26 protein-coding genes and 2 pseudogenes are annotated in these 25,373 nt (G+C 70.2%); 22 read left to right on the top strand and 6 right to left on the bottom strand.

Going from position 1 to position 25,373, the window contains the following annotated elements; all coding sequences use genetic code 11:
- Positions 1 to 97 precede the first annotated feature (97 nt).
- The 11 genes and pseudogenes from ACIQJT_RS22070 to ACIQJT_RS22020 all read left to right on the top strand — a co-directional run bounded on the left by ACIQJT_RS22070 (position 98) and on the right by ACIQJT_RS22020 (position 11,969).
- Positions 98 to 1,093 (top strand): NAD-dependent epimerase/dehydratase family protein, encoded by a 996-nt coding sequence (locus ACIQJT_RS22070; protein ID WP_402645937.1) that lies wholly within the window; start codon positions 98 to 100, stop codon positions 1,091 to 1,093.
- A 47-nt stretch (positions 1,094 to 1,140) separates the two neighbouring features.
- The gene (locus tag ACIQJT_RS22065) at positions 1,141 to 2,775 is read left to right on the top strand and encodes a carbamoyltransferase (RefSeq protein ID WP_402645935.1); all 1,635 of its coding nucleotides are present in this window, start codon (positions 1,141 to 1,143) and stop codon (positions 2,773 to 2,775) included.
- Complete coding sequence (locus ACIQJT_RS22060; protein ID WP_402645932.1) at positions 2,772 to 3,785, top strand: glycosyltransferase family 2 protein; 1,014 nt, start codon at positions 2,772 to 2,774, stop codon at positions 3,783 to 3,785. Before ACIQJT_RS22065 ends, ACIQJT_RS22060 begins: the two co-directional genes overlap by 4 nt.
- Positions 3,782 to 4,327, top strand: a pseudogene (locus tag ACIQJT_RS22055) (D-glycero-alpha-D-manno-heptose-1,7-bisphosphate 7-phosphatase); the annotation flags it as partial. The gene ACIQJT_RS22060 and the pseudogene ACIQJT_RS22055, both read left to right, overlap by 4 nt.
- Positions 4,328 to 4,474: 147 nt before the next feature.
- A complete protein-coding gene (locus ACIQJT_RS22050; RefSeq protein WP_402646488.1) occupies positions 4,475 to 5,386 on the top strand; it encodes a glycosyltransferase family 9 protein in 912 nt (303 codons plus the stop codon).
- Entirely contained in the window at positions 5,383 to 6,345 is a 963-nt protein-coding gene (locus ACIQJT_RS22045) for a glycosyltransferase (protein ID WP_402645929.1), read from the top strand. The genes ACIQJT_RS22050 and ACIQJT_RS22045 overlap by 4 nt, the downstream gene beginning before the upstream one ends.
- Positions 6,342 to 7,577 (top strand): glycosyltransferase, encoded by a 1,236-nt coding sequence (locus ACIQJT_RS22040; protein ID WP_402645926.1) that lies wholly within the window; start codon positions 6,342 to 6,344, stop codon positions 7,575 to 7,577. Before ACIQJT_RS22045 ends, ACIQJT_RS22040 begins: the two co-directional genes overlap by 4 nt.
- Positions 7,574 to 8,182 carry an SIS domain-containing protein gene (locus ACIQJT_RS22035; protein WP_365461774.1) on the top strand — a complete coding sequence of 203 codons (609 nt, stop codon included), beginning with the start codon at positions 7,574 to 7,576 and terminating at the stop codon, positions 8,180 to 8,182. Before ACIQJT_RS22040 ends, ACIQJT_RS22035 begins: the two co-directional genes overlap by 4 nt.
- A complete protein-coding gene (gene rfaE2 / locus ACIQJT_RS22030) occupies positions 8,179 to 9,615 on the top strand; it encodes a D-glycero-beta-D-manno-heptose 1-phosphate adenylyltransferase (RefSeq protein ID WP_402645923.1) in 1,437 nt (478 codons plus the stop codon). The genes ACIQJT_RS22035 and rfaE2 overlap by 4 nt, the downstream gene beginning before the upstream one ends.
- 340 nt (positions 9,616 to 9,955) lie before the next feature.
- Positions 9,956 to 11,029 carry a glycosyltransferase family 9 protein gene (locus ACIQJT_RS22025; protein WP_402645920.1) on the top strand — a complete coding sequence of 358 codons (1,074 nt, stop codon included), beginning with the start codon at positions 9,956 to 9,958 and terminating at the stop codon, positions 11,027 to 11,029.
- Positions 11,007 to 11,969, top strand: coding sequence for a glycosyltransferase family 2 protein (locus ACIQJT_RS22020; protein WP_402645917.1), 963 nt, complete (start codon positions 11,007 to 11,009; stop codon positions 11,967 to 11,969). The genes ACIQJT_RS22025 and ACIQJT_RS22020 overlap by 23 nt, the downstream gene beginning before the upstream one ends.
- Before the next feature lie 6 nt (positions 11,970 to 11,975).
- Here ACIQJT_RS22020 and ACIQJT_RS22015 read toward each other — a convergent pair whose 3' ends face one another.
- From ACIQJT_RS22015 to ACIQJT_RS22005, 3 genes are all read right to left on the bottom strand, one after another.
- On the bottom strand, positions 11,976 to 12,866 hold the full coding sequence (locus tag ACIQJT_RS22015) for an SDR family oxidoreductase (RefSeq protein ID WP_365461780.1): 891 nt from the start codon (positions 12,864 to 12,866) through the stop codon (positions 11,976 to 11,978).
- A gap of 96 nt (positions 12,867 to 12,962) precedes the next feature.
- Entirely contained in the window at positions 12,963 to 13,625 is a 663-nt protein-coding gene (locus tag ACIQJT_RS22010; protein ID WP_402646485.1) for a hypothetical protein, read from the bottom strand.
- A gap of 259 nt (positions 13,626 to 13,884) precedes the next feature.
- Positions 13,885 to 14,355, bottom strand: a complete 471-nt coding sequence (locus ACIQJT_RS22005) for a very short patch repair endonuclease (protein WP_402645914.1) — start codon at positions 14,353 to 14,355, stop codon at positions 13,885 to 13,887.
- Positions 14,356 to 14,490: 135 nt separating this feature from the next.
- On the opposite strand from ACIQJT_RS22005, the gene ACIQJT_RS22000 reads away from it, so the two are divergent.
- Together ACIQJT_RS22000 and ACIQJT_RS21995 are read left to right on the top strand one after the other, a co-directional pair.
- Positions 14,491 to 15,714: a hypothetical protein gene (locus tag ACIQJT_RS22000; RefSeq protein WP_402645911.1), complete on the top strand. Its 1,224-nt coding sequence runs from the start codon at positions 14,491 to 14,493 to the stop codon at positions 15,712 to 15,714.
- A gap of 66 nt (positions 15,715 to 15,780) precedes the next feature.
- A complete protein-coding gene (locus ACIQJT_RS21995; protein WP_402645909.1) occupies positions 15,781 to 16,860 on the top strand; it encodes a DNA cytosine methyltransferase in 1,080 nt (359 codons plus the stop codon).
- Between the two features lie 740 nt (positions 16,861 to 17,600).
- On the opposite strand, the gene ACIQJT_RS21990 is transcribed toward ACIQJT_RS21995, so the two are convergent.
- The 3 genes from ACIQJT_RS21990 to ACIQJT_RS21980 form a co-directional block, all read right to left on the bottom strand.
- Entirely contained in the window at positions 17,601 to 18,233 is a 633-nt protein-coding gene (locus ACIQJT_RS21990; protein WP_402645906.1) for a hypothetical protein, read from the bottom strand.
- 1,452 nt (positions 18,234 to 19,685) lie between these two features.
- Complete coding sequence (locus ACIQJT_RS21985) at positions 19,686 to 20,921, bottom strand: helix-turn-helix domain-containing protein (RefSeq protein ID WP_402645904.1); 1,236 nt, start codon at positions 20,919 to 20,921, stop codon at positions 19,686 to 19,688.
- Positions 20,918 to 21,238 (bottom strand): putative quinol monooxygenase, encoded by a 321-nt coding sequence (locus tag ACIQJT_RS21980; RefSeq protein ID WP_402645901.1) that lies wholly within the window; start codon positions 21,236 to 21,238, stop codon positions 20,918 to 20,920. The genes ACIQJT_RS21985 and ACIQJT_RS21980 overlap by 4 nt, the downstream gene beginning before the upstream one ends.
- 389 nt (positions 21,239 to 21,627) lie before the next feature.
- Between ACIQJT_RS21980 and ACIQJT_RS21975 the strand changes: the two genes are divergently transcribed.
- The 9 genes and pseudogenes from ACIQJT_RS21975 to ACIQJT_RS21935 all read left to right on the top strand — a co-directional run bounded on the left by ACIQJT_RS21975 (position 21,628) and on the right by ACIQJT_RS21935 (position 25,368).
- Positions 21,628 to 21,756 carry a hypothetical protein gene (locus tag ACIQJT_RS21975; protein ID WP_402646525.1) on the top strand — a complete coding sequence of 43 codons (129 nt, stop codon included), beginning with the start codon at positions 21,628 to 21,630 and terminating at the stop codon, positions 21,754 to 21,756.
- A 5-nt stretch (positions 21,757 to 21,761) separates the two neighbouring features.
- A pseudogene (locus ACIQJT_RS21970) lies at positions 21,762 to 23,106 on the top strand (FtsK/SpoIIIE domain-containing protein).
- Between the two features lie 84 nt (positions 23,107 to 23,190).
- Positions 23,191 to 23,409, top strand: a complete 219-nt coding sequence (locus ACIQJT_RS21965) for a hypothetical protein (protein ID WP_359031542.1) — start codon at positions 23,191 to 23,193, stop codon at positions 23,407 to 23,409.
- The gene (locus ACIQJT_RS21960; RefSeq protein ID WP_402645898.1) at positions 23,406 to 23,606 is read left to right on the top strand and encodes a hypothetical protein; all 201 of its coding nucleotides are present in this window, start codon (positions 23,406 to 23,408) and stop codon (positions 23,604 to 23,606) included. The genes ACIQJT_RS21965 and ACIQJT_RS21960 overlap by 4 nt, the downstream gene beginning before the upstream one ends.
- A gap of 71 nt (positions 23,607 to 23,677) precedes the next feature.
- The gene (locus ACIQJT_RS21955; RefSeq protein WP_402645895.1) at positions 23,678 to 24,352 is read left to right on the top strand and encodes a DUF2637 domain-containing protein; all 675 of its coding nucleotides are present in this window, start codon (positions 23,678 to 23,680) and stop codon (positions 24,350 to 24,352) included.
- A 22-nt stretch (positions 24,353 to 24,374) separates the two neighbouring features.
- Positions 24,375 to 24,569 (top strand): mobile element transfer protein, encoded by a 195-nt coding sequence (locus ACIQJT_RS21950; RefSeq protein ID WP_356460348.1) that lies wholly within the window; start codon positions 24,375 to 24,377, stop codon positions 24,567 to 24,569.
- Positions 24,570 to 24,583: 14 nt separating this feature from the next.
- Positions 24,584 to 24,739, top strand: coding sequence for a hypothetical protein (locus ACIQJT_RS21945; RefSeq protein ID WP_007382116.1), 156 nt, complete (start codon positions 24,584 to 24,586; stop codon positions 24,737 to 24,739).
- A 12-nt stretch (positions 24,740 to 24,751) separates the two neighbouring features.
- Positions 24,752 to 25,072 (top strand): SpdD-like protein, encoded by a 321-nt coding sequence (locus tag ACIQJT_RS21940; protein WP_402645891.1) that lies wholly within the window; start codon positions 24,752 to 24,754, stop codon positions 25,070 to 25,072.
- Positions 25,073 to 25,161: 89 nt separating this feature from the next.
- A complete protein-coding gene (locus tag ACIQJT_RS21935; RefSeq protein ID WP_402645889.1) occupies positions 25,162 to 25,368 on the top strand; it encodes a hypothetical protein in 207 nt (68 codons plus the stop codon).
- Positions 25,369 to 25,373 lie beyond the last annotated feature (5 nt).

Below are 25,373 nucleotides of genomic sequence, written 5' to 3'. Positions count from 1 at the left end.
GACGCACGTTCCGGTGCGTCCCGACCACTCCTGTTCTTTCACTCCCCTCCACAAAGCCGCTCGCACCGCCCCGCGAGCACGGCTGAAGGACGTCCCCATGATTGATGCCACCCCTCGCGTGCCCTGGCGCCGTGCCCTGGTGACCGGCGGCGCCGGCTTCCTCGGCAGCCATCTGTGCGAGCGCCTGCTGGATTCAGGTGTCGAAGTCGACTGCGCGGACAATCTCTCGTCCGGAGCGCGTCGGAACATCGCCCACCTGGAGGGCCGCGCCGGATTCAGGTTCGTGGAGTGCGACGTCTCCGCGCCCGAGTGCCTGGGGCGCCTGCCGGGACCGTACGACGTCGTCCTGCACTTCGCGTGTCCCGCCTCGCCCGCCGACTACCTGCGGCTGCCCCTGGAGACGCTCGACGCGGGCAGCCTCGGCACCCGCACCATGCTGGCCCTCGCCGAACGCGACCGGGCCCGCTTCCTGCTCGCCTCGACCTCCGAGGTGTACGGCGACCCCCTGGTGCACCCGCAGCGCGAGGACTACTGGGGCAACGTCAACCCGGTGGGTCCGCGCAGCGTGTACGACGAGTCCAAGCGGTTCGCCGAGGCGCTGGTCACCGCTCATGTGCGCGTCAAGGACGCCGACGCGGGCATCGTCCGCCTGTTCAACACGTACGGGCCGCGCATGCGCGCCCACGACGGCCGAGCCGTACCGACCTTCGTCTGCCAGGCGCTGGCCGACGAGCCCCTGACGGTGGCGGGCGACGGCAGCCAGACACGGTCCCTGTGCTACGTGGACGACACCGTCGACGGAATCCTGCTGGTGGCCGCGAGCCGCTCGGTACGGCCCGTGAACATCGGCGGCACCGACGAGGTCGCGGTCCGCGACATCGCCCGCCGGGTGGTGGAACTGGCGGGCTCCTCCTCACGCATCGAGTTCGTCGACCGTCCCGTCGACGACCCGCAGCGCCGCCGCCCGGACACCCGGCTGGCCCGTGAACTGCTGGGCTGGACCCCCAAGGTGCCCTGGGAGGAGGGCATCAAGCAGACCATCGCCTACTTCGCCGCGGCGCGGCCGACGCGGGAGCCGATCCGGCAGCTCTGAGCCCGCACGCCGAGAAGTCGTCCACCACGCCGCCCCGGAGGAACCTCATGCGTGTCCTGGGAATCAACGCCCTCTTCCACGACCCGGCCGCCGCCCTGGTCATGGACGGCAGGATCGTGGCAGCCGCGGAGGAGGAGCGCTTCAGCCGTCGTAAGCACGGCAAGCGGCCCATCCCCTTCTCCGCGTGGGAACTGCCCGAACTGTCCGCCCGCTGGTGCCTGGAACAGGCCGGTCTCACCCCGGCCGACCTCGACGCGGTCGCCTACTCCTACGACCCCGAACTCGCCCGCCCCGCCGACCAGCTGGGCCTGGACGACCCCTGGGACCACCTGCGCCAGGAGTACGCCCGCCGGGCCCCCGAGTTCCTGGCCGAGGCCCTGCCCGGACTCGACCCCGGCAAGGTGCGGTTCGTCCCGCACCACGTTGCCCACGCCGCCTCCGCGGGCCAGGCCTCCCCCTACCCGGACTGCGCCGTCCTCGTCCTGGACGGCCGCGGCGAATGCGGCTCCCACCTCGCCGGCCGCTACGCCCGCCGCGAGCTCGCCGTGCTGGGGACCCAGTCGCTGCCCGACTCCCTGGGCCTGTTCTACGAGGACCTCACCCACCACCTCGGCTTCCTGCGCAGCAGCGACGAGTTCAAGGTGATGGCCCTGGCGTCGTACGGCCGCCCGCGCTTCCTCGAGCAGCTGCGGCAGTACGTCCACCTGGAGGGGGAGGGCGGCTTCCGGGCCCGTCCGGTCCCCTGGTCCTCGCTGGTGCCCCCGCGTGCGGCGGGCGCCCCGTGGACCGAGGACCACGCCGACGCCGCCGCCAGTGCCCAGGCGTGCCTGGAGGAGGTCCTGCTCGGCCTGGTGCGCTGGCTGCACGAGCGCACCGGCGAGGACGTGCTGACGCTGGCGGGCGGTGTGGCGCTCAACTGCGTGGCCAACACCCGGCTGCACCGGGAGGGCCCCTTCGACCGCATCTGGGTGCAGCCCGCGGCCGGGGACGCGGGCACGGCCCTCGGCGCCGCGCTGCACGTCGCCCACCAGAAGGAGACGGTCGAGGCCATGCCGACGGCCGCCCTGGGACGCGGCTGGAGCGACGACGAGCTGCGGGAGTGGCTGGAGCGTGCCGCCGTCCCCTACGAGGAGCCCGCCGACATCGCCGACACCGTCGCCGAGGAGCTCGCCCGGGACGGCATCGTGGCCTGGTTCCAGGGACGCAGCGAGTACGGCCCCCGGGCCCTGGGCCACCGTTCGCTGCTGGCCCACCCCGGCCGGCCCGCGAACCTGGAACGCCTCAACGCGGTGAAGGGCCGGGAAGAGTTCCGGCCGGTCGCCCCCATGGTGCTGGCGGAGCGGGCCGCGGAGCTCTTCGACGGGCCCCTGCCCAGCCCCTACATGCTGTTCGTGCACGAGGTCGCCGCCGAGTGGCGCGAGCGCATCCCGGCCGTCGTCCACGTGGACGGCACGGCCCGGATCCAGACCGTGGACCGTGCCGCGGAGCCGCTGGTGGCCCGGATGATCGACGGCTTCGAACGGCGCACGGGGCTGCCCGTGGTGGTCAACACCAGCCTCAACACGGCCGGCCGGCCCATGGTCGACGACCCGCGGGACGCCCTGGAGTGCTTCGGCTCCGCACCCGTGGACCTGCTGGCCCTCGGGCCGTTCGCGATCCGGCGGAAGGGCATGTTCGCATGACGGACGCCCCCTCCCTCTCCTCCGCACCGGCCTACGCCGTCGTCGTGCCGACGATCGGACGCCCCTGTCTGGCCGACTGCCTGCGCGCGCTCGCCGCCGCCGGCGGTCATCCGCCCACCGAGGTCGTCGTGGTCGACGACCGCACGGACCCGGCCGGGGAGCTGCCGCTGGATGCCGCGGGCGTCCTGCGCGGGCGGGTGCGGACCCTGCGCAGCGGCGGACGCGGCCCCGCGGCCGCCCGCAACACGGGCTGGCGCACGGTCACCGCACCCTGGACCGTCTTCCTCGACGACGACGTCCAGGTGCTGCCGGACTGGTCCCGCCTGCTCGCCGAGGACCTCACGGCGGCCGACGCGGCCACCGGCGGCATCCAGGGCCGGCTGTCCGTCCCACTGCCCGCCCACCGCCGGCCGACGGACTGGGAACGCGGCACGGCCGGGCTGGAACGGGCCGCCTGGGCCACGGCGGACATGGCCTACCGCACCGCCGCCCTGGCCCAGGTCCACGGCTTCGACGAGCGGTTCCCCCGGGCCTTCCGCGAGGACGCCGACCTGGCGCTGCGGGTGCGGGACGCCGGCTGGACGCTGCGCCGCGGCCGGCGCACCACACGCCACCCGGTGCGCCCGGCCGACCCCTGGGTGTCGGTACGGACCCAGCGGGGCAACGCGGACGACGCCCTGATGACCCGCCTCCACGGACGCGACTGGTGGATCTGCGCCGGTGCGCCCCGCGGACGGCTCACCCGGCACGCGCTGGTGACCGCCGGCGCGCTCGTCGCGGCCGGGTGCGCCGCGGCCGGCAGGCCCCGCGCCGCGGGCGCCGCCGGAGCGCTGTGGGCGTTGGGCACGGCCGAGTTCGCCCTGGCCCGCATCGCACCGGGCCCGCGCACCGCCCGCGAGATCACCACCATGCTCGCCACCAGCGTGGTCATCCCGCCCCTCGCCGTCCGCCACTGGATCGACGGCCTGATCCGCCATCGGGGCGCCGCACGGCTCGGGGGCACGCCGTGAACCACCCGACCTCGCACGCCCCCCGCCCGGCCGCCGTGCTCTTCGACCGCGACGGCACCCTCGTCGAGGACGTCCCCTACAACGGCGACCCCGACCTGGTGCGCCCCCTGCCCGGCGCCCGGCAGGCCCTCGACCTGCTGCGCGCGGCGGGCGTCGCCACCGGCGTGGTCAGCAACCAGTCGGGCATCGGCCGCGGACTGCTCACGCACGCCGACGTGCAGCGGGTCAACGCCCGGGCCGACGCGCTGCTCGGCGGTCTCGGCACCTGGGTGTACTGCCCGCACCTGCCCGAGGCGGGCTGCGACTGCCGCAAGCCCCGTCCCGGCCTGGTGATCGAGGCGGCACGGCGCCTCGGAGTGGCCCCGTCGGACTGCGTGGTGATCGGCGACATCGCGGCCGACGTCCTGGCCGCCCGTGCCGCGGGCGCCCGCGGCGTGCTCGTACCCAACGCGGCGACCCGGCCCGAGGAGACCGAGGCGGCTCCCCGGACCGCCCCCGACCTCCTCACCGCGGTCCGCGAGCTCCTCGACGAGGCCCCGCCGGAACGCCGTGACCCGAGCACCGCCACCGGGCCGCCCCCGGCGGGGGACGAGCCGAAGACACTGGTCGTGCGGCTCGACAGCTTCGGTGACGTCCTGCTCGCCGGACCCGCCGTCCGGGCCGTCGCCGCCCGCTCCTCCCGGGTGACCATGCTCTGCGGCCCGCTCGGCGAGTCCGCCGCACGGCTCCTGCCCGGCGTCGACGACGTGATCACCTGGGCGGCCCCCTGGGAGGGCGTGCACGCACCCGCCGTCGCCGAGGCGGACGTCGACGGACTGCTGGCGCGCCTGCGGGCGGAGGCCTTCGACACCGCCCTGATCCTCACGTCGTTCCACCAGAGCCCGCTGCCCACGGCCCTGCTGCTGCGGATGGCCGGCGTGGCGCGGACCGGCGCCGACAGCGTCGACCACCCGGGCCGCCTGCTCGACGTACGGCACCGGCGGCTGCCCGGCCGGCACGAGACGGAGGCCGCGCTCGACACCGCCGCCGCCATGGGCTTCCTCCCACCGCCGGGCGACGACGGCAGGCTGCGGGTCCTCCCGCCGCCGGACACCGTCGCACTGACCGGCAACGGCCCCTACGTCGTCGTGCACCCCGGTGCCAGCGCGCCCGCCCGCGCCTGGAGTCCCGACCGCTGCGCCGAGGCCGTGGCCCTGCTCACCGAGGCGGGGCACCGCGTCGTCGTCACCGGCGGCCCCGACGAAACCGGCCTCACCCGGCGGGTCGCGGGCGGCTCCGCCGTGGACCTCGGCGGCCGGACGACCCCGCAGACCCTGGCCGGCGTCCTGCGCATGGCCCACGTCGTGGTGTGCGGCAACACCGGCCCCGCCCATCTGGCCGCCGCCGTCGCCACCCCCGTGGTCTCCCTGTTCGCGCCCGTCGTCCCGGCCGAGCGCTGGGCGCCGTACGGCGTGCCCCACGTGCTCCTCGGCGACCAGCACGCGCCCTGCGCCGACAGCCGGGCCCGGCACTGCCCCGTGCCGGGCCATCCGTGCCTGGACGAGGTCACGGCCCAGGACGTCGTACGGGCCGTGCAGAAACTCCTCAAGGAGAGCGCATGAACATCCTGGTCTGGCATGTACACGGCTCATGGCTGACGTCGTTCGTCCAGGGCCCGTACACCTTCCTCGTCCCGGTGACGCCCGACCGCGGACCGGACGGACTGGGGCGGGCCAGGACCTGGCAGTGGCCGGCCACCGTCCGCGAGCTGAGCCCCGCCGAACTGCGCGAGGCCGACATCGACCTGATGGTCCTGCAACGGCCGCACGAGCTGGACCTGGCCCTGCGCTGGACCGGCCACCGGCCCGGCACCGACGTGCCCGCCGTGTACGTCGAGCACAACAGCCCGCACGAGTCACCCGTCGACACCCGCCACCCCCTCGCCGACCGGAGCGACGTCCCCGTCGTCCACGTCACCCACTTCAACCGCCTGATGTGGGACAACGGCCGCGCTCCCACCGAGGTCATCGAGCACGGCATCATCGACCCGGGCCCCCTGTGGACCGGCGAGGAGCCCCGCGCGGCCGTCGTCGTCAACGAGCCCGTACGGCGCGGCCGTACCACCGGAACCGACCTGCTGCCGCGGTTCGCGCGCTCGGCGCCGCTGGACGTCTTCGGCATGCGCACGGAGGGACTCGCCGACCGGCTCGGGCTGCCTGCCGACCGCTGCCGCAGCCGCGACCTGCCGCAGGGCGAACTGCACCCCGCGATGGCCCGCTGCCGCCTGTACCTGCATCCCGTGCGCTGGACGTCCCTCGGGCTGTCGCTGCTGGAGGCCATGTTCCTGGGCATGCCCGTGGTCGCGCTCGACACCACGGAGGTGCGCGAGGCCGTGCCCGAGGGCGCCGGGGTGGTCTCCAACCGCCTCGACGTCCTGGAGGAGGCCGTCCGCGGGTTCCTCGCGGACCGGGACCGTGCCCGGCGGACCGGGGAGGCCGCCCGCGCCGCGGCACGGTCCCGCTACGGAGAGCGGCGTTTCCGGGACGACTGGGAACGCCTGATCAAGGAGGTCACCCGATGAGCCCCAGCCAGCCGTCGGCCGGCCGCGTCGCCATGGTCTCCGAGCACGCCAGCCCGCTGGCCGAGCTCGGCGGGCCCGACGCGGGCGGCCAGAACGTCTACGTGGCCCAGCTCGCCGCCCAACTGGCCCGCCGGGGCCACGAGGTCGTCGTGTACACGCGCCGCGACGACCCGCGGCTGCCGGAGCGGGTCGTCACGGCCGACGGGGTGCGGGTCGTGCACGTGCCCGCCGGACCGCCCGCCCCGATACCCAAGGACGAACTCCTGCCGTACATGGCGGAGTTCGGGGCGTGGCTGGCCCGTGAGTGGGCGACGGAACCACCCGACGTGGTGCACGCCCACTTCTGGATGTCCGGGCTGGCGGCGGTGACCGGGGCACGCGCCGCGGGCGTGCCCGTCGTGCAGACCTACCACGCCCTCGGCACCGTCAAGAAACGGCACCAGGGCGCCGCCGACACCTCGCCGCGCGCACGCGTGGAGATCGAGACGGCCGTGGGCCGCGAGTGCAGCGGCATCATCGCCACCTGCGAGGACGAGGTGGACGAACTCGTCGCCATGGGCCTGCCCCGCCGGCGCATCCACGTCGTCCCCTGCGGTGTGGACCCCGTGCGGTTCGCGCCGGTTGCCGGAGCCCGCCGGGACCCGTCCGCGCCCCGGCGTCTGCTCACCGTCGGCCGGCTCGTCCCCCGCAAGGGCTTCGACCGGGCCATCCGCGCCCTCGCGGCCGTGCCGGACGCCGAACTCCTCATCGCCGGGGGCCCCGAACCGGCCCTGCTGTTCGCCGAGCCGGAGACGGAACGGCTGTGCTCGATCGCCCGGGAGTGCGGGGTGGCCGACCGCGTGACACTGCTCGGCGGCGTGAGCCGTACCCGGATGCCCGCCCTCATGTCCGGCGCGGACCTCGTGCTGTCCGTGCCCCGCTACGAACCCTTCGGCATCGTCCCGGTCGAGGCCATGGCCTGCGGCACCCCCGTCGTCGCCACCGCCGTCGGCGGACAGCTCGACACCGTCGCCGACGGCGTCACGGGCGTCCTGGTCCCGCCCGACGAGGACCACGACCTCGGCGCGACCGTACGGGAACTGCTCGACGACCCGGACCGGCTCGCCCGGTACGGCGCGGCCGGCCGCCGCCGTGTCCTCGCCCGCTACACCTGGGACCGCGTCGCCGACGGGGTGACCCGGGTCTACGGCGCCGTCTCCTCCGTACCCTCGCTCTCGGGAGTGGTCCGATGAAACTCGCCCCGGACACCGCACACTGCGACGACCTGATGAAGGCCCTCGAAGGGTTCCGCGACCACGCCGCCCCCGTCGTCCGGCGCTGGGGGACCTCCCTCGCCGAACGCCTGGGCACCGGCGCCCGGCTCCTCGTCGCGGGCAACGGCGGCAGCGCGGCCCAGGCCCAGCACCTGACCGCCGAGCTCGTCGGCCGCTACCGCGACGACCGCCCGCCGTTCTCCGCGCTCGCCCTGCACGCCGACACGTCCTCGACCACCGCCATCGCCAACGACTACGGCGTCCAGGAGATCTTCGCCCGCCAGGTCGCCGCGCACGGCCGCGCCGGGGACGTGCTCATGCTGCTGTCCACCAGCGGCTCCAGCGCCAACCTGCTCGTCGCCGCCAAGGAGGCGCAACGCCTGGGCCTGACCGTGTGGGCCCTGACCGGCCCGGCGCCCAACCCGCTCGAAGGGTGCGCGGACGACTCCCTGTGCGTGGACGCGGCGACGTCCGCCACGGTCCAGGAACTGCACCTGGTGGCCGTCCACATGCTCTGCGAGTCCTTCGACCGCACGGTGGACGACGGCCCGCTGACACACCCGGACGCGGAGGGCGGCACATGAGCGCCCCGGCCCCGCTGCTCGTCGTCGGCGACGCCCTGCTCGACCACGACCTGTGCGGACGCGTCGAACGGCTGGCCCCCGACGCGCCCGTCCCCGTCGTCAGCTCGCTCCGGCGCATCGCGCGGCCCGGCGGAGCCGCGCTGGCCGCCTGCCTCGCCGCGGCCGACGGACGGCAGGTCACCCTCGTCACCGCGCTGGGCGACGACGAGGCCAGCGCGTCGCTGTGCCGACTGCTGCCCGACCGGGTGCGCCTGGTACGGCTGCCCCTGACCGGCGCCCTGTCCAGCAAGACACGCGTCCTCGCCGAGGACCGGCCCCTGCTGCGCCTGGACGACGGCGACGGACGGGCCCGGGAACGGACCGACGAGGCGTGCCGGGCGATCGCGGAGGCCGGTGCCGTCCTGGTCGCCGACTACGGCCGCGGCACCGCCGACGTCCTGCGCGAGGAGCTGCGGTCGGCGGCCGCCCGCCTGCCCGTCGTCTGGGACCCGCACCCGCGCGGCCGCCCGCCGGTGCCCGGCGTCAGGCTGGCCACCCCGTGCGCGAGCGAGGCACGGGCCTTCGCCGGCCAGGTGCACCCCGGCGACGAGTCCCAGGGCGGCAGCGCCCTGCACGCCGCGGCCCGCCACGCCGACACGCTGGTCCGCGCCTGGCAAGCGGCCTCCGTGGTCGTCACCCTGGGCGGGCGGGGCGCGCTGCTGTCCCACGGGGAGACGCCGCTGCTGGTGCCGTCGCCGGTCACCGCCGAGGGCGACGCCTGCGGGGCCGGCGACCGGTTCGCGGCGACCGCCGCCGGGTCCCTCGCCGACGGCGAGCTCACCGAGACCGCGGTGCGGGCCGCCGTGCACGCCGCCACCAGGTACGTCGCCGAAGGGGGCGCCCGCGCGCTCGCCGTGGACACCGCCCCGGCCGCGCCCCCGCGCCCCTCCGACGACCACGAACCGACGGACGACGCCCTGCGCACGGCCACCCGGGTACGGGCCGCCGGCGGAACCGTCGTCGCCGCCGGCGGCTGCTTCGACCTGCTGCACGCCGGCCACGTCGCCCTGCTGGAGGCCGCCCGCCGCACCGGTGACTGCCTGGTGGTGTGCGTCAACTCGGACGCCTCCGTACGCCGCCGCAAGGGCAGCGGCCGGCCCCTCGTCCCGCTGGCGGACCGGGTCCGGGTACTGCGCGCACTGGAGTGCGTCGACGCGGTCGCCGTGTTCGACGAGGACACCCCGGAGCGACTCCTCGGCGAACTGCGCCCGCACATCTGGGCCAAGGGCGGCGACTACGCCCTGGCCCACCTGCCGGAGGCGTCGCTCGTGGAGAGCTGGGGCGGACAGGTCGTCCTGTTCCCCTACCTGGACGGCCGCTCCACCACCGGCATCGCGGAACGCGCCGCGGCGACCCCCCAGCCGTCCCACCCGGCGGGACGGAGAAGCCGGTGACGGGCCGACTGCGGCCGGCGGGGCGTCGGGCGGTGTGGTTGGGCGGGGTGGGGGAGTCGATGAACGGCCGTCCGCGCCCGGTGGTGCGTCGGTCCGTCCCCCACGGCCGGGGTGGCCCGGCCGTGGGGGAGGAGTCGATGAACGGCCGTCCGCGTCTGATGGCGCCTCAACCAGCGCGCCTGGCCTGGGCGGCGGAGCCGGTGACCGGCCGCCTGCGCCCGGTGGTACGTCGGTCCGTGCGCCGGGCCGGGGTGGAGGAGTCGAGGACGGGTTGCCTGCGCCCGGTGGAGCGACGGTCCGTGCGTCTGGCCGGATTGGCCCGGCCGGGGCGGAGAAGCCGATGACCGGCCACCCGCGCCCGACGGCGCCTCGGTCCGCGCGCCCGGCCGGGGCGCACGAGCCGGTGACCGGCCGCCCCCGGCTCCTGGTGCTGCGCGCGCTGGGACTGGGCGACCTGCTCGCCTCGGTCCCCGCGTTGCGCGGCATCCGCCGGGCCTTCCCCGGCCATCACGTCGTCCTGGCGCTCCCGCCGACCCTCGGCGAGGCCGCGCTGGCCACGGGGGCGGTGGACGACATCCTCCCGGCCCAGGCCCCGGGACGGGCCGTACCCACGCTGGACGGATGGACCGGGCCACCCCCCGACATCGCCGTCGACCTGCACGGCAACGGACCGGAGAGCCGCGACGCGCTGGCCGTCCTCGCCCCCCGCCGGCTTCTGGCCCACGCCCAGCCCGACCCGGCCCTCCCCGAACCCCCGGTGTGGCGGCCGGACCAGCACGAGCGCGAGCGGTGGTGCGACTTCCTCGCGGCGTACGGCATCCCAGCGGACCCCGCCGATCTGCGGCTGCCGCCACCGGCCACGCCGTCCCCGGCGCCGGGTGCGGTGGTCGTCCACCCCGGTGCGGAGGCCGCGTCCCGCCGCTGGCCCGCCGAACGCTTCGCCGACCTCGTACGACGACTGCGCACCGCCGGTCACCGTGTCGTCGTCACCGGTGGCCCGGCGGAGGACGCCCTGGTCCTGGACGTCGCCGCACGGGCGGGCCTGCCGGAGCGGGACGTACTGCACGGCGGGCTGCCGTTCGGCGAACTCTCGGCGCTCGTCGCCCACGCCCCGCTCGTCGTGAGCGGCGACACCGGACCGGCGCATCTCGCCGTGGCCCACGCCACGCCGTCCGTGACGCTCTTCGGCCCGGTCTCGCCGAACCTGTGGGGCCCACCCGGTGCCGCGCACCACATCGCCCTGTGGAAACCCGGACCGCCCGGCGACCCGCACGGCGACACCCCCGACCCGCAGTTGCTGCGGATCGGCACCGACGAGGCCGTCACCGCCGCGCTGTCCCTGCTGCGGCCCGTACGCGCCGGTGCACCCGCCCGGAAGGGGAGTGACGCCGGTGTACCCACGGCCCCGGCCTGACGACCCGGCGGACCGCACCGGCGCCCGGAACGGCCGGGACGGCCGGGACGCCCGAAACGGTACGGACCGCCGGGACCGCCGGGACGGCCGGGTCACGGTCGCGGTCATCACCCGCGACCGGCCCGCCGACGTCCTGCGCACCGTCGACGCCCTCACCGCCCTGCCCGAACGGCCCCCCGTCATCGTCGTCGACAACAGCTCCGACGACTCGACCCTCGAAGCCCTGCGCCACCGTCCGCCGGCCGTCCGCGTGCTCAAACCCGACCGGAACACCGGCGCCCTGGGCCGCAACCTCGCGGTACGGCGGGCCGAGACGCCCTACGTGGCCTTCAGCGACGACGACTCCTGGTGGACCGAGGGCGCCCTGCGGCACGCGGCCGACCTGTTCGACCGGCACCCCCGGCTTGGCCTGCTGGCGGCCCGCACGCTCGTCGGCCCCGACCGGACCGAGGACCCCTTCAACGCCGTGCTCGCCGCCTCACCGCTGCCCCAGGAGCCCGACCTGCCGGGCCGTCCGGTGCTGGGCTTCCTGGCCTGCGCCTGCGTGGTCCGCCGGGACGCCTACCTCCGGGCGGGCGGCTACCACCCGCTCCTGTTCTTCGGCGGCGAGGAGACCCTGCTCGCCTACGATCTCGCGGCCGACGGCTGGGGCGTGACCTACGAACCGACGCTGACGGCCCGTCACCACCCGGCGCACGGCGGCCGCGACGGGCGAAGCCCTCTGCTGCGGCGCAACGAGGTCCTGACCTTCTGGCTGCGCCGCCCGCTGCCGGCGGCCCTGCGGGCCACCGCCCGCCTGACCGCCGCGGCCACCGGTGCCCCCGGCGCCCGCCGCGCCCTGCACGAAACGGCCGTACGCCTCCCCGCCGCCCTGGCGAGGCGCCGACCGCTGCCGCCGCACGTGGAGGGGGCGATCAGACTCCTGGAGCGTGGCCGCTAGTCGGGCTTACGGCAGGGGCGTGCCACCGGTGGCGTTGAGGATCTCCGCGGTGACGAAACTCGCCTCCTGAGAGGCCAGATAGACGTACGCCGGGGCCAGTTCGGCGGGCTGGGCCGGGCGGCCGAGCGGGCTCTGCTTGCCGAACTCCGCGGTGTCGGGCATCGTCGCGGGGATCAACGGCGTCCACACCGGGCCCGGCGCGACCGCGTTGACGCGGATGCCGCGCTCCGCGAGCATCTGGGCCAGCCCCTGGGTGAAGGTCACGATGGCGCCCTTGGTCATCGCGTAGTCCAGCAGGTGCGGACTGGGCTTGTACGCCTGCACCGACGTGGAGTTGATGACGCTGCCGCCCTTCGGGATGTGCGGCACGGCGAACTTCGTCAGCCAGAACATCCCGTACAGGTTGGTGCGCATCACCCGGTCGAACTGCTCGGTCGTGATGGCCTCGATGCCGTCCGGCTGCGACATCTGGAACGCCGCGTTGTTCACCAGTACGTCGATCCGCCCGAACTCGGCGACCGCGCGCTCCACCAGCGCCCGGCAGTTGTCCTCCTCGCGGATGTCGCAGGAGACGGCGACCGCCTTGCGGCCGGCGTCCTCGACCAGCCGGGAGGTCTCGCGCGCGTCGTCCGCCTCCTCCGGCAGGTACGTGAAGAGCACGTCGGCGCCCTCCCGGGCGAAGGCCAGCGCCACCGCCCGCCCGATACCGGAGTCCCCGCCCGTGATGACGGTCTTGCGCCCCTCCAGCCGCCCGGTCCCGCGGTACGACTCCTCACCGTGATCCGGCGGCGGGTCCATCGGCCCGGTCCAGCCCGGATGAGGCTGGTCCTGCTCCGGGAACTCCGGCTGCGCATGCTGCGTCACGGGATCCTGCTGGGTCCGCTCCTGCTCGGCCACGGCGGCCTCCTCGACATCGGTGGGGGGTACGTTCGCAGAAGCGGGTTCCCACGGCGGCCACCTCGAAAAGCGTGACCGCGCCGAGGGAACTCGTCCTCACCTCGTCGGATAGCCGATCTCGGCGATGTCCCGGGCGAGATCCGACAGACCGATGTCCGGGTTCAACGCGCGGACCACGTCCTCGGTCAGCGGACGCGAGGAGAAGACGTGCCGAACGGCCCCCAGGTCGACCGGAACCTCGTAGTAGTCCTGGGCCCACTCCTGAAACGCCTCGGGCGAGCGGTCCACCAACAGTTCGAAGAGGAAGTCGGCGCCGTCCGGGTCGGCGTTCCTCTCGTCGGGGAAGTCGATGGTCCCCGTTCTCCACCTGTCGTCCCCTGCCTCCCGCCACATGCACGCGGTGACGCGCGGCAGGCCGTCATCGGAGAACGCGGGCTCCCTGACGTACGCCTGAAAGACGCCGGGAACCTCGTCGAGCACACCGGGCCAGGGCCCGTCCTCCGCGTAGGGGCTCATGGGCGATTCATGATCGAACCCACGGATGTAGACGCCGGCGGCCGAGAAGACGATGGAGTAGTCGTCCCCCGATCCGTTCCGCATCGAGGCCAACGACTCCCCTTCGGCCCAGTGTTCGTCGAAGGAGTGATAGCGGTAGTCCCACTCCGGACTCAGACCGGCCTCCAGCATGGCCAGAGACCGGCAGTGCTCACGAAGGACAACAATCTCGGGCAACCGCCGAGCAACATCCAGAACAGTCACCCACCCATCAAAACGCACACCACTGACAGGAGGGGTTCCTGCCTTGCAGGGCCACGGCAGCACATACACGAAGCCCCCGGCCTCAGCGGGGCCACTGATGACGAGGCCTTTGGGCACCTCATAAGGAGTGCCCCGGCAGGATCCCAACCTGCGCACATGCCTCCGGAGACCCCTTCGGGCACGGATAAGTTCGCAGGTCAGCGGCATTGGCTCACCCAACAGTCCGTATGTGGTCCACAAATGGTCCACGGCTTGGGCATCATCCAGTCGAGCGCTTCGGCAATGGCTGGACGGGCTGACTTCTCTCGAGAACGGCGATGATGCGTCGGGCTGCGTCGTGAGGAGACTCGTGCTCCCAGACACGTATGACCGTCCAGCCGGCAGCGACAAGAGCCCTGTCGTTGGCGCGGTCACGGGCGACGTTCCGTTCTAGCTTGGGCTGCCAGTAGCCTTGATTGACGCCCGGCTTTGTGCCGTGCTGCGGGCAGGAGTGCCAGAAGCAGCCGTCCACGAACACGGCAACCCTTGCACGTGTGAAAGCGATGTCCGGGCGCGGGCGTGCGCCTTCAAGATCCACGCGGAAGTCGACACGGTAGCGCTTCCCGGCTGCGTGCAGCAGGGAGCGGACCGAGCGTTCAGGGCGCGTGTCGCGGCGCCGGATCGCGGCCATGATGCGCGAACGGCCAGGCGTCGGAACCACCGACTCAACGGCTGCGCGTTCAGGGGTCATCAACCACACGGTAGTCACACTGACGGATCCTCGCTTCAGCCGCTCGTCGGTGCTGCCGCGCACCAGTAGAGCTGTCGGTTGGGCTTCCTCGAAAAGGTGAGACAACCGCGAGTGCGGGCGTGCAGGATGATCAGCATGACGGATTCAGACGCCAAGCACGCAGGCCGTACCTACTTCGCGACCTACAGGACGGTTGGCAAGGCTGACGTCAGACAGGCGATTCTCGACGCGCTCGCGAGTGTCAAGGAAGCTGGCGTGCGAGTTCTTTTTGTGACCCCCGACGGGACTACTCCCATTTATGTCGGATTGGAGCTTTTTGATACGTATCGGATCGGGCTGCTGCTCTATCCCTTCCGCTCGAATCGCCGAACGACGACGAACCGCCCTGGTGACGAGCACCGAATGCAAATCCGATATGGTAGCGAGAAAAGCTGGCATATCTTTGATCATTCGCTAGCCGAGGATATGGCGGGGATAGAGACCACGTTGGTCATGGGGGTTGATCCTGACCTGGGGCATTTCGTAGGATTGGATCGTACCCTTTACGACCCACTACCGATGGGGATTTCCTTTGAATATAAACAGGAATATGTCGAGAAGGCGCTGAAGTCTGGCTGGTACGTCTATGAGCGTGAAAACGTTCCGGGAATCAGGAGGGGGATGCCGCGCTCACGTACCGGCCTCGAGACTGTTGTCGTATTTCGGCCTGACAAGATCCTCCACTTCATTCACCTGGAACGCCGGGCTCAGCGCCTCCAGCTCGACAGTCCACTGCGTTACAAGTTGGCCGAGAGTCTGGCTAAGGTTGATGTGGCAGACCTAAGCGAGGTCGGTGGCTCCGGAGGGATTGTTGGTCGCCATGACCTCGAAGAAGCGTTTGCCATGTCTAGCAATCACATTCTGGATCTCCTTTCGTCGGCTAACCGATTGAAGGTTGCAGTGAGGGGGCGGGTCGCGGAATGGCACCTCGAGCAACAGCTTAGATCGACTAAAGGTCTCGCCAACATTGAGCCGCTCGATCTTGACGGTCAGCCAGACTTCGAGGTGCTGACCACAAGTGGTGTGAAACTTCGCATCGAGTGCAAGAACTGCTCGCCCAAGCTAACCGCGAACGGAAACTATCGTGTGGAAGTGCAAAAAACTCGAGCCTCGAAGAGTGACCCCACCAGTCGCTATTACGATGTCACACACTTTCAGGTGGTCGCCGCTTGCCTCTTCTCGGTGACTGGAAAGTGGGAATTCCGCTTCAAGAGGTCTGAGAGCCTCAGGCGTCATGCGTCTCATGACCACAAGATCGCTGCGATGCAAGTCGTGGACGACAGCTGGTCGCCTGACCTGCTGTCCGTCCTGGAAGGGTGACGGACTGTGGCGGTGAACCGTGAGGCGATGGGTGAGACAGTCGTGAAGCCTGGCATCATACGTTCCATGCCTGCGAACGACCTAGTAGCAATCAGCCTCTTCAGCGGTGCCGGCGGCCTGGACTTGGGGGTAGAGGCGGCCTCGCTCTCTGACGCAGGCTGCCGGTTCGTGGTGCGAGCTGCTGTCGAGCGGAACGCTGACGCGGCCGCAACGATGGAGAAGAACTTCGACCTCTCGTCCTCGGTGATCCAGGATGACATCCTCAATGTGCCGACTGAGAAGATCATGGAGGCAGCTGGCCTGAGTGGCGGCGACCGGCCTGATCTCCTCGTTGGAGGTCCTCCGTGTACACCGTTCTCTAAGTCGGGTTACTGGCTCAAGTGGAAGCGCGAAGGACTCGACCCTGATGCGTCGCTGCTGCAGGAATATACGCGTGTATTGCGCGAGAGCAAGCCGCGAGCCTTCATTCTGGAGAACGTCTACTCGCTGACATACAACAATCGAGCTTCGAGACCCGCCTATGAGCGACTCCTGCGCGAAATCGACGAAGCTGGTTATGACTGCGCGTCACAAGTGCTTCATGCCGCAGACTATGGCGTTCCACAGGCCAGGCCACGTTTGTTCATCATCGGTGTTCCAAAGGGTCAGAAAATGCCGACTCACCCAGCACCAACTCACGGGGGCAGTTGGGAGAGGCGTTCCACAGGCAAGGCGGAACGACCGCATGTGACTGCCGGTGAGGCGTTGGCTGACGTGATCTCCGAGCCTGAGCCCGGCGAAATTGTAGCCGGGAAGTATGGTCATTTGCTTCCGGACATCCCGCCGGGTGAGAATTATCTTCATTACACTGAGGAGCGTGGACACCCTGATCCTCAGTTCAGGTGGAGGTCAAAGTACTGGTCATTCCTCCTCAAGCTCTCACCTGAGAAGCCGTCTCCTACCATCCAGGCTCAACCTGGTCCATACGTTGGTCCGTTTCACTGGGAAAATCGACGGCTGCGGATTCCTGAGATGAAGAGACTTTTCACCTTTCCCGACGAATTTGAATTCGGGGGGAGCAGGGGATCCATCCAAACCCAGATCGGTAACTCTGTTCCTCCTGCTTTGGCGCAACAAGTAGCAACTGAGGTTCTCAAAGCCCTGTGACCGTCTGGCGGCGGACTGGTAGGGGACGCGGCTGCCGTCGATCACCGCGTTAGGAGCGAGGTTGGGTGACCATGGGTGTGCCTGGGAGTTCCTTGTCCTGAGCTGACCTCCAGCCGTTGCCCACTACGGCACCGTGGTTCCCCGTGAGTCCCTGCCGGTCCTGGCACGACAGTGGCAAGGCGTGGCCCGCCGGCCCATGTGATGAGCGGATCAACTTCCCGTGGTGTGTTTTGCCAGTAATGCGCAAGTCGGGTGAGCCGATCGCGCTGTCAAAAGAAGTGCTCTGACCTGCCGTTTCTTCGACAGTGGTAAGAGGAACCCCTGGCGCCATCGCCCTTGGGGCGAGATTGGGCGACCGTAGCCGCCCCTACACAACCCATGGGCAGGGCTGGTATAACTGAGCAGTCGTCAGTTGAGGGTAGAGGCAGGAGTCGGGGGTTCGATTCCCCTACATTGGGTCCTAATCCTCGTTTCGGTCGCGATTGTATTGAAGTTCAGCAATCTGGTTCTACGAAGCATTAAGCCAGGAACGGATACCGCATCACGAACGAAGGGAGATTCGGATGAGTAAATTCAGAATGTCTAAGAAGAGCACGCTTAAGGCGGCCGAGACGGTTACGGGAACAATGGCAGCGAGGTTGCTGCCTCTCGCCTGAGCTGACGAACGAGGGCCCTGCGGTTAATAGCCGCAGGGTCCTCGGTTTTTTGGGTGCATGCCCGGTCGGGATAAGCTCCAGATATCAATCGAACTCTAGGGCCTCTATCACCTTTGAAATGCGTGCGAGGTCGGGAACTGGGAACTGTAGGGCTGAGAGTCCGGACTCCTCGAACAGTTGGAGAAATTCGACGGGGCTGACGATCAGGAGTCCAAGACGGTCGGCGAGGGCTGCTGTCCTGAGAATCCCTTGATCTCGCGTGAGGAACACATGCATGCCGCGTTCCACTGCTTCGGTCACGAGGATACGATCGTGGCCGTCGGGGAGCGCGGCACTCAGGTTCTGGCGTATTGGGCTGACCGGTTGCGTGAGTGCCTCCTCGTCGAAAAGAGGTTCCTGAGGGTACTCGGTTTCAAGGTCGTCCCACTCGTCGCCTTCCTCGGACCAGTCGGCGAACATCAGGGCGCGAGTGAATCGCTCGAGGGCGCGCTCCCTGCGGCTTCTGCGTTCGATAGATAATTCACGTTTCGCGTCGTTGAGGATTTCGTCGAAAAGATGGATCCTGATGTCCCAGAAACAGAACAGCGGATCCATTATCCGGCCTACTGCTTCGACTTGGCTTGCGTACTCTGGGTCCTCTATGTCGAGGTCGCCATCACCCCAAATTACTTTGCCGTACTGCAAGTAATCGACAAGCACGTTCGTGTCCCAGGCCATATGGAGAGGACCGCTTCCTGTCCTCTGAAGAAATATCCGCGGGGCAGCTGCGTACTCGACAGGCCGTATTCCATTGACCCATGTTGGCAGACTGGCTGATCGGGCGGGTGGCATTCGCTTCCTTCCGTAACCACTAACTGCCCCAGCTCCCATCCCGTCCGCCGTCGACCCACACACCGTGGAGCGGGCGTGGTTCATGGCGTCCAGGTGGAGCGCGCCACTCTACGAACGACCTGGACGCCATGGGCCGCGTCTGCTCGGCTCTGCCTGGGTCGACGGTGGACGGGATGGGAGCCCACCACGCACGCCATCCACGGACCCGCAGTCGGGAACGGCGCCCCTCCATCCCGGTGCCGGCCGATCCCCCGCCGGAGGCATCGTTCTGACCATGGCCTTGCTCTAGGTCGAGGTTGGGTGTTGGTGCTCTACGTCTGTATGGCCGCGTCCGCCGTCGGGCTGGTGGCCTGGTGCGGTATCGGCGGACCGTTCGAACGCCCGCATATCTGGCAGCGTTGGACCGCATGCCGCCGCCACCACGATCCGGCCTCCTTCGGTAACACAAAGCCTCTTTGACCTGCACCGTGGGGAATTCCGTCCGCCCCCGTGCCCGTGTTGGACTTGGCCGCTGCGTGCGGCGACGGACGGGCGGCGACGTGCGCCGGTGGCGGAGACATGGAGGCGGCGCGGCGGCGACCGGCCGGCGCCGCCGCGCTTGGCGCGGCCCTCGGTTTGATACGACCTACTTCTGTAGGCAACCGGGTGGAAAGGGGTGCGGCGTGGCCCCGGAAGCGGGGCGTTGGGGTCTAGCTGCTGTTGCTCTTTTCCATCCCTGAGGCCGGATCGTGGTGGCGGTGGTGTGCGGGCCAGAGCGGCGTTGATACGCCGGGGCGGAGTATCAGGCCGAAGATCGACAAACGTCGGCGGCTGCCGGGCGAGCGAGCGCAGCGAGCCTTGATGAAGTAGGGAAAGTTCTACCGCGATCTGCTCGGCTGAGGTACGGAGGCGTGTGCCAGATCACGTTGACTAATCCGGACATAAAGTGAGTAACTGGTGCGTACGGCATGATTGCCGCACACGGATTGGAGTCATCGTGCAGACCCGGCGGATACCTTTAGGCGAGGCACAAGGTCTCGTCGCGTCAGGTCAAGAAAGCAGGCTCCATGTTGCCTTCGCTGTTCGCGAGCCCCCCGGGACGCTGGATTCGCGTCCTCCCTATTCTGATCGTCGTCGCGGCCTCCCTCCCCGCATGGGTGTCGTGGCCGTTCCTTCCTGCTGATCGTCAGGACGTGGTCCTGGACATGGTGAGCCGCCTCGCCGCGTGGACCCATGGTCCGGGCGTCAGCTAGGCATGCGTAAGCCCCGGTGCCGTGTGGAGCGTCACCGGGGCTTGATATTGGGCCGCCGTGCGCGACGCCCATGGATGTCGGCCGGTAGAACGGCAACGGGAAACCTCTAGACGACAGCGCTCCGATCAGCCAAGCCGCGTAGAGATTCAGGGATGCGAGGCTCCGAGAGCTGGATCAAGTCGCGGATGACCTCGCGGGCCAAGTAGTGATCGTGGATCTGTTCAGGTGTCAGCGCCTCCGCCTCCAAGAGCGCGGCTGTGGCCTCGCCGACGTGTCGCCGCTGCGCGTGTGCTCGCGCCACGTCAAGCAGAAAACGCGCCTGTCGTTCTGCGGACAGCCCTGACGTTTCGACGTGCTGAGCCACTTCGAGAGCAAGTCCCGCATCCCCCAACTCCACGGCTGTGCTCACGGCGTGGATCTCCACGTTCGTCGGCCCGAACTCCGTGTCAAAGTCGTTGCGGTCTTCTCCCAATCGCGCCGCGATCCCTCGCGCAACCTGGAGGTGCTCATGGGTGTGCCCTCGGTTACCCTCTCTCGCGTTGATCACTGAGAGCACTAGGTTCATGGCGCCTAGAAGGGAAAGTTCCTCAGGCGGACATGCCGGGTTCTCGGCTCTTGGAGCCATCACGGTCACAGCGGATTGCGCGGCTTGCTCGGCCTGTTCCATGTGCTGTTGCCGCATGAATGCGTGTGCCATGCGGAATAGGCTCGCGACAACTTCCAATGGCTGTCCTGCGAGTTCGGCCGCTTGGAGCGCTCGGTCGGCCGCAACCCACGCGGCATCTGCTTGGTCCTGACGCGTGAAGCTTGCTGCGGCTACCTGGTACGCCTTGGCGCGCAACGAGTGCAGCTCGACCCGCTCGCTCGCTGGTGCATGGCGAACTGCGGCTTCGATACTCGGGAGCAGCTTGGCGAGGTGATCGCTGAGCGCTGCGTAGCTGGATGCGTGCGCGAGCGCCCATGCCTCGTCGACATGCCGGCGGTAGTCGGCGAGCGATGGCGTCGGCTCGGCTGGCGGCTGCTCAAAGAGGCTTCCCAAGGCTGGGTGACCGGTGAGGGCTACCCGCAGCCCGTCAAGGTCGTTGCTCGTCGCGGCTTCCTCAGGTTCGCTCTGCTCTGCCGGGGCAGCGTCCGGCCGTACGTCGCGTACGGACACGTTGAGGGCATCGGCAAGCGCCTGAATGATCGATAGCCGTTCGACCGGCTGCACGCCTCTTTCAACCTGGGAAACCCAGCTTTCGGAGCGTCCCATCGCTGCGGCGAGGTCGCTCTGTGACATGCCTGCGGCTCGGCGTAGCTCCTTGACCCGCTGGCCAACGATCTTGGTGTCGGGGCTCGTCACTCTTGCGCTCCGGTGGGGTACTTACCGGCGTAGGGCTGAAGCCGATCAACCTCGGTCTTCTCAACGTACTTGGCGCGCTCCGCCAGGAAGTGACGTGTGTGGGGCTGGCGCTCGTGTGCCTCGAAAGCCTCGTGATCTGCGTACAGCTCGAAGAAGATCCGCTCATTGGGTGCGCCCTCGACCGTATGGCATGTGTAGACCAGCGTGCCGGGCTCATGCGCGCGGATTCCCGCTGTCGTCTCCTGCATCAGCGCGTCGAACGCCTCACCCGCGCCATCGCGCAGCGTGAAGCGAACGAAAAGAGCAAAGTTAGCCATTTCGTCCTCCTTGTCGTCGCACTCAGTCTCGCAGACTCGGAGAACTCCTACTAGTCGCAGTTTTTCTGCGAGTAGCTTCGGTGGTGTCGTAACAACAAGCCGCCCCGAACTGCGTGCCATCCGCCAAGATCACGACGCAGCCCGGGGCTCGTCCCAACAGGGAGACTCCATCATGCGCCAGATTCCCGTCGACACGTCCGCGATGACGGTCATGCTGATCCAGGTTCCGGAGAAGAAGGTCAAGAACCGCGACACTGGTGAGATCGCCGTCGACAAGACGTCGGGCAAGGTGCTCTACAACGTCAACGTGGCCGTGATCGTGGACGGTCGTCCGGACGCGGTGACGATCGTGGTCGCCGAGGACGGCACAGGCCGACCTCATGCCGGGCATGCCGGTCGAGCTGCCTGGGCTGGTGGCCCGCCCGTGGGAGAACGACTTCGGTCACGGCATCTCCTACCGCGCGATCGCGGTCGCCGCCAAGCAGCTCACGCCGGCCGGCTCGAACGGCAAGGGCTGACCACCATGGCCAAGCTGCTGCTGATCGCGTTAGCGGCCCTGGTCGCCTCGGCGCTGCTGCTGAAGTGGCGCCGCCCGGTCTGGTATTGGCTGAGCTTCGGCATCGTCCTCGCTGTGGTGCGCGTGCGCTGGCGGTACGCCTCGGTCATGGAGGCCTGCCATCTGACCGTTCCCGCCTCCCGGATGCGTCGGGCGCTGGCCCGGTGGATGAAGAAGCCGGTCCCGCAACAGCGGGTGCCGCGTCTGGTGTGGATCCGCCCGACCCCGCACCGGTCTACGGCTACGGATCAAGATGTGGCCCGGTCAGGACGCGTTCGAGTTCGCCGCCGCCTCCGACCGGCTGCGCCACTCCTTCGGCGTCCATCAGGTCACCTCCCGCGAGATCAAGCCGGGTGTCATCGAGATCGCCCTGACGGGCTACGACGTCCTCAAGCGGGTGCAGATGCCGGCAACGACCGACCGTGGTCTGTTGAAGATCCCGCTCGCGCTGGTCGAGGACGGCAGCGTGCACTACCGCGACTACCGGCAGGTGCCGCACTCGATCACGGTCGGCGCGATCGGCACCGGCAAGTCCGTCACCCAACGCACCCTGATCAAGGAACTCGCCCCGCAACCGGTCGCCCTGGTCGGCATCGACTGCAAGAAGGGTGTGGAACTGGGTCCGCTCGCGCGCCGGTTCTCCGCCCTGGTCGACAACCCCGACGATGCCGCCGACCTCCTCGAAGCGCTCATTGCCCGGATGGAAGTCATCTACGACGTGATCCGGCGTGAGCAGCGCATCAGTGCGGACACCCCGGATGCGGAGATCGCCGCGAACATCTGGGACCTTCCCGAGAGTCTGCGGCCGGTGCCGATCGTGGTCACCATCGACGAGATCGCCGAACTCGCGCTGAGCACGAAGAAGAACGACCCGCGCCGCGACCGGATCGTCAAGGCCCTGGTGCGCCTCGCCCAACTGGGCCGTGCGGCCGGCATCTTCCTCGACATCTACGGCCAGCGCTTCGGCTCCGAACTCGGCGACGGCATCACCATGCTGCGCGCCCAGCTCACCGGCCGGATGGTGCACCGCGTCAACGACGAGTCGACGGCCAAGATGGCCTTCGGGGACATCTCCCCGCACGCTGTGTTCGCCGCGATCCAGATCCCCAACGAACGGCGGGGGATGGCCGTGGTCGGCTACTCCACCGGGGAGTGGGTGCGCATCCGCACCCCGCACACGACCATGCGGCAAGCCGTGGCGGCCTGCAACAAGTATGCCCATCTGGTCCCGGAGATCCCGGAGTTGGCCCGCTTCCGCCCGCTGCTCGGCCTCGCGCCTGTCGAGGCGCCGGCCGTGGCCGAAGCCGCCTGACACTCCTCTGTTCCACGGTCGGCGCGACCGCCTTCGCGCCAGATCCCTACCCGAGCCATGCCCGAAGGAGGGAGGACACCTCCCATGTGCGAGCACTGCGAGGACTTCCACCGCACCGTGATCCTGCTCGGCGCCCTGGCCCTGTACGCCGACACCCTCGGCGCCGACGCCGACCAGACGTTCATCGAGACCGTGGGTCCGTGCCTGGCCGCATCGCTGCCCGAGCCGCCGCCCGGCCTGTTCCCGCCCGGCTACGACCCCAACCAGGGCCCCGAATACCCCGGCGAGGGGTGGACCCCGTGACCAGTGCCAAGAAGACGACGACCCGCCGCAAGACCGCCGCCCGCAAGCCGATGCCGGCCGCGTGCCCGGACTGCGAGGGCAAGGGCGAGGTCGCCGAAACCGTGCAGGTCGGCGGCCGTAAGAAGCGTGCCACCGACGACCGGCAAGCCGCCCTGTGCACCACCTGCTGGGGCTCTGGCGAAGCCGCCACCGACTGAACCCGCGGGGACGGGCGGCCGGACCTGATCCCCGCCCCGCCTCGGCCCAACTCCCTGAAGGAGGTGAAGACATGACTCGCTCGATCCGCCTCGACGCCGTGCTCGTGCAGGCCGTGATCGCCGGGGCGCTGTCCTTCGCCCACCTGCACGACCTCGCCGCCGCTGCCGGACAGACCGGCTGGAAAGCCTGGGCCTACCCCATCTCGGTTGACCTTCTCCTGGTCGCTGCCTGGCGACGGCTGCGCGGCGGTGGTTCGTCGCGGCTGGCCTGGTGCTGGTTCCTGATCGCCCTGGTCGCATCGCTCGGCGCCAATGTCGCCACGGCCGGCTTCCTCGACCTCGCCCACCCCCCGGCATGGCTGCGCTTCGGCGTCGCCGGCTGGCCCGCCCTCGCGTTCCTCGGCGGCACCCTCCTCGCCCACGCACCCGACCACCCCTCCGACACGGCAGACACGGCCCCGGCCCCGGCAGTCCTCGACGTCGAGCGCGACTCCGTCCCCCCGCCGGTCTCCGAGCTGAAGACAGCTGCGACCGCGACCGAGGAACCTCCCGCTCTGCCCGTCGCCGAACCCACGCCCGCCCCGGCCCCTGCTGTGCCGGTACCGGCCGCTCTGGTCGCGCACGCTCGCAAGATCGCCGCCGACCACACGGCCCGCACCGGCGCCCCGATCGACACCGACACCCTGCGCGCCCGACTCAACGTCCCCGCCGTCATGGCGGACGCCATCGCCGCCCAACTCACCTGAACCCGAAAGGCGTTGACCCCTGATGGGCCTGTATCAGATCTGGAACGAGATGCACCGCGTGGGCACCACCGCGATCGGCGGCGGACCCGACCGACGCACCGGCGAGATGAAGTACGTCGCCGCCTGCGACGCGGAGGACTGCGGCTGGTCGGCCGCCTACGACTCCTACGAGGCCGCCATGGTCGCCGCGCGCGGCCACCGCTGCCCCGTCCGCTGAAGGGAGATCACGCCGTGTCCGTGCCGCTGTGGTTCTTCATCGCCTGCCTGGGCCTGGTCGGCGTCAAGCTCGTCCGCCCGCCCTGGTGGCTCGTGATCGTCCTGCTGATCGGCGGCTACCTCCTCGCCGACAGCTTCCTCGCCCCCGCCATCGACACCGCGACCAAGTAAGGAGACCCCGCCATGATCCGACCCAAAGTCCCGGTCAACCCGACCCCGACCGGGCTGAGCACCCCACCCGCCGTCATCCAGCCGACCACCATCACGCCGGGCGCCCCGACCCCGCCGCCCGCCCCGATGGCACCGGCCCCGGTCTCCTCGCGGCCCACGGTCCAGCTCACCCCCGGCGCAGTCGTCGCCGTCGCCGGAATGGGCACCGCCGCCGTCCTCGTGGTCGGCGCCGTCCTGGTCTCGATGCTCCTCGCGGTCGCCATCACCGGCGCCTCGGTCGCCGTGTGCGCCCTGGTCATCCGCTCGATCCTCAGCACCGACACCCGACGCTGACCGGCCCCCGGAGCGGCCTCAACCGCCAAGTCTTGTCCGCTCCGGGCGCCGTCCCTGTCCGAACCAAAGATCCGGAAGGAACCTCCATCATGACCGGCCACACCCCGGCCCCGCACACCCGCGCGCGCATCTGCCCGAACTGCGACGGCTTCGCCACCGCCGCCATCACCACCGGCACCCGCCACCGCGACGGCACCCGCGCCCTGCTCCACATCGACTGCGCAACCTGCCACGGCACCGGCACCGTCCCCCTGCGCCCCCGCCTCACCGCCACGGACGTGGAGGTGGCCGCATGAGCGTC

Origin of the sequence: Streptomyces sp. NPDC091972 (genome assembly GCF_044756385.1) — a bacterium.
In the GTDB taxonomy this organism is placed as follows: Bacteria; Actinomycetota; Actinomycetes; order Streptomycetales; family Streptomycetaceae; genus Streptomyces.
This window is presented reverse-complemented; position numbering and strand designations above follow the sequence as displayed.

Coding starts and splice junctions, on each gene's coding strand:
- ACIQJT_RS22050 (WP_402646488.1), top strand. CDS start 4,475: ATGCTCTGCGGCCCGCTCGGCGAGTCCGCCGCACGGCTCCTGCCCGGC.
- rfaE2 (WP_402645923.1), top strand. CDS start 8,179: ATGAGCGCCCCGGCCCCGCTGCTCGTCGTCGGCGACGCCCTGCTCGAC.
- ACIQJT_RS21980 (WP_402645901.1), bottom strand. CDS start 21,238: ATGGCTAACTTTGCTCTTTTCGTTCGCTTCACGCTGCGCGATGGCGCG.
- ACIQJT_RS22000 (WP_402645911.1), top strand. CDS start 14,491: ATGACGGATTCAGACGCCAAGCACGCAGGCCGTACCTACTTCGCGACC.
- ACIQJT_RS21975 (WP_402646525.1), top strand. CDS start 21,628: ATGCCGGTCGAGCTGCCTGGGCTGGTGGCCCGCCCGTGGGAGAACGAC.
- ACIQJT_RS21955 (WP_402645895.1), top strand. CDS start 23,678: ATGACTCGCTCGATCCGCCTCGACGCCGTGCTCGTGCAGGCCGTGATC.
- ACIQJT_RS22035 (WP_365461774.1), top strand. CDS start 7,574: ATGAAACTCGCCCCGGACACCGCACACTGCGACGACCTGATGAAGGCC.
- ACIQJT_RS21995 (WP_402645909.1), top strand. CDS start 15,781: ATGCCTGCGAACGACCTAGTAGCAATCAGCCTCTTCAGCGGTGCCGGC.
- ACIQJT_RS22065 (WP_402645935.1), top strand. CDS start 1,141: ATGCGTGTCCTGGGAATCAACGCCCTCTTCCACGACCCGGCCGCCGCC.
- ACIQJT_RS21990 (WP_402645906.1), bottom strand. CDS start 18,233: ATGGCCTGGGACACGAACGTGCTTGTCGATTACTTGCAGTACGGCAAA.
- ACIQJT_RS22070 (WP_402645937.1), top strand. CDS start 98: ATGATTGATGCCACCCCTCGCGTGCCCTGGCGCCGTGCCCTGGTGACC.
- ACIQJT_RS21940 (WP_402645891.1), top strand. CDS start 24,752: ATGATCCGACCCAAAGTCCCGGTCAACCCGACCCCGACCGGGCTGAGC.
- ACIQJT_RS22040 (WP_402645926.1), top strand. CDS start 6,342: ATGAGCCCCAGCCAGCCGTCGGCCGGCCGCGTCGCCATGGTCTCCGAG.
- ACIQJT_RS22005 (WP_402645914.1), bottom strand. CDS start 14,355: ATGACCCCTGAACGCGCAGCCGTTGAGTCGGTGGTTCCGACGCCTGGC.
- ACIQJT_RS21950 (WP_356460348.1), top strand. CDS start 24,375: ATGGGCCTGTATCAGATCTGGAACGAGATGCACCGCGTGGGCACCACC.
- ACIQJT_RS22060 (WP_402645932.1), top strand. CDS start 2,772: ATGACGGACGCCCCCTCCCTCTCCTCCGCACCGGCCTACGCCGTCGTC.
- ACIQJT_RS22045 (WP_402645929.1), top strand. CDS start 5,383: ATGAACATCCTGGTCTGGCATGTACACGGCTCATGGCTGACGTCGTTC.
- ACIQJT_RS22025 (WP_402645920.1), top strand. CDS start 9,956: ATGACCGGCCACCCGCGCCCGACGGCGCCTCGGTCCGCGCGCCCGGCC.
- ACIQJT_RS21935 (WP_402645889.1), top strand. CDS start 25,162: ATGACCGGCCACACCCCGGCCCCGCACACCCGCGCGCGCATCTGCCCG.
- ACIQJT_RS21965 (WP_359031542.1), top strand. CDS start 23,191: ATGTGCGAGCACTGCGAGGACTTCCACCGCACCGTGATCCTGCTCGGC.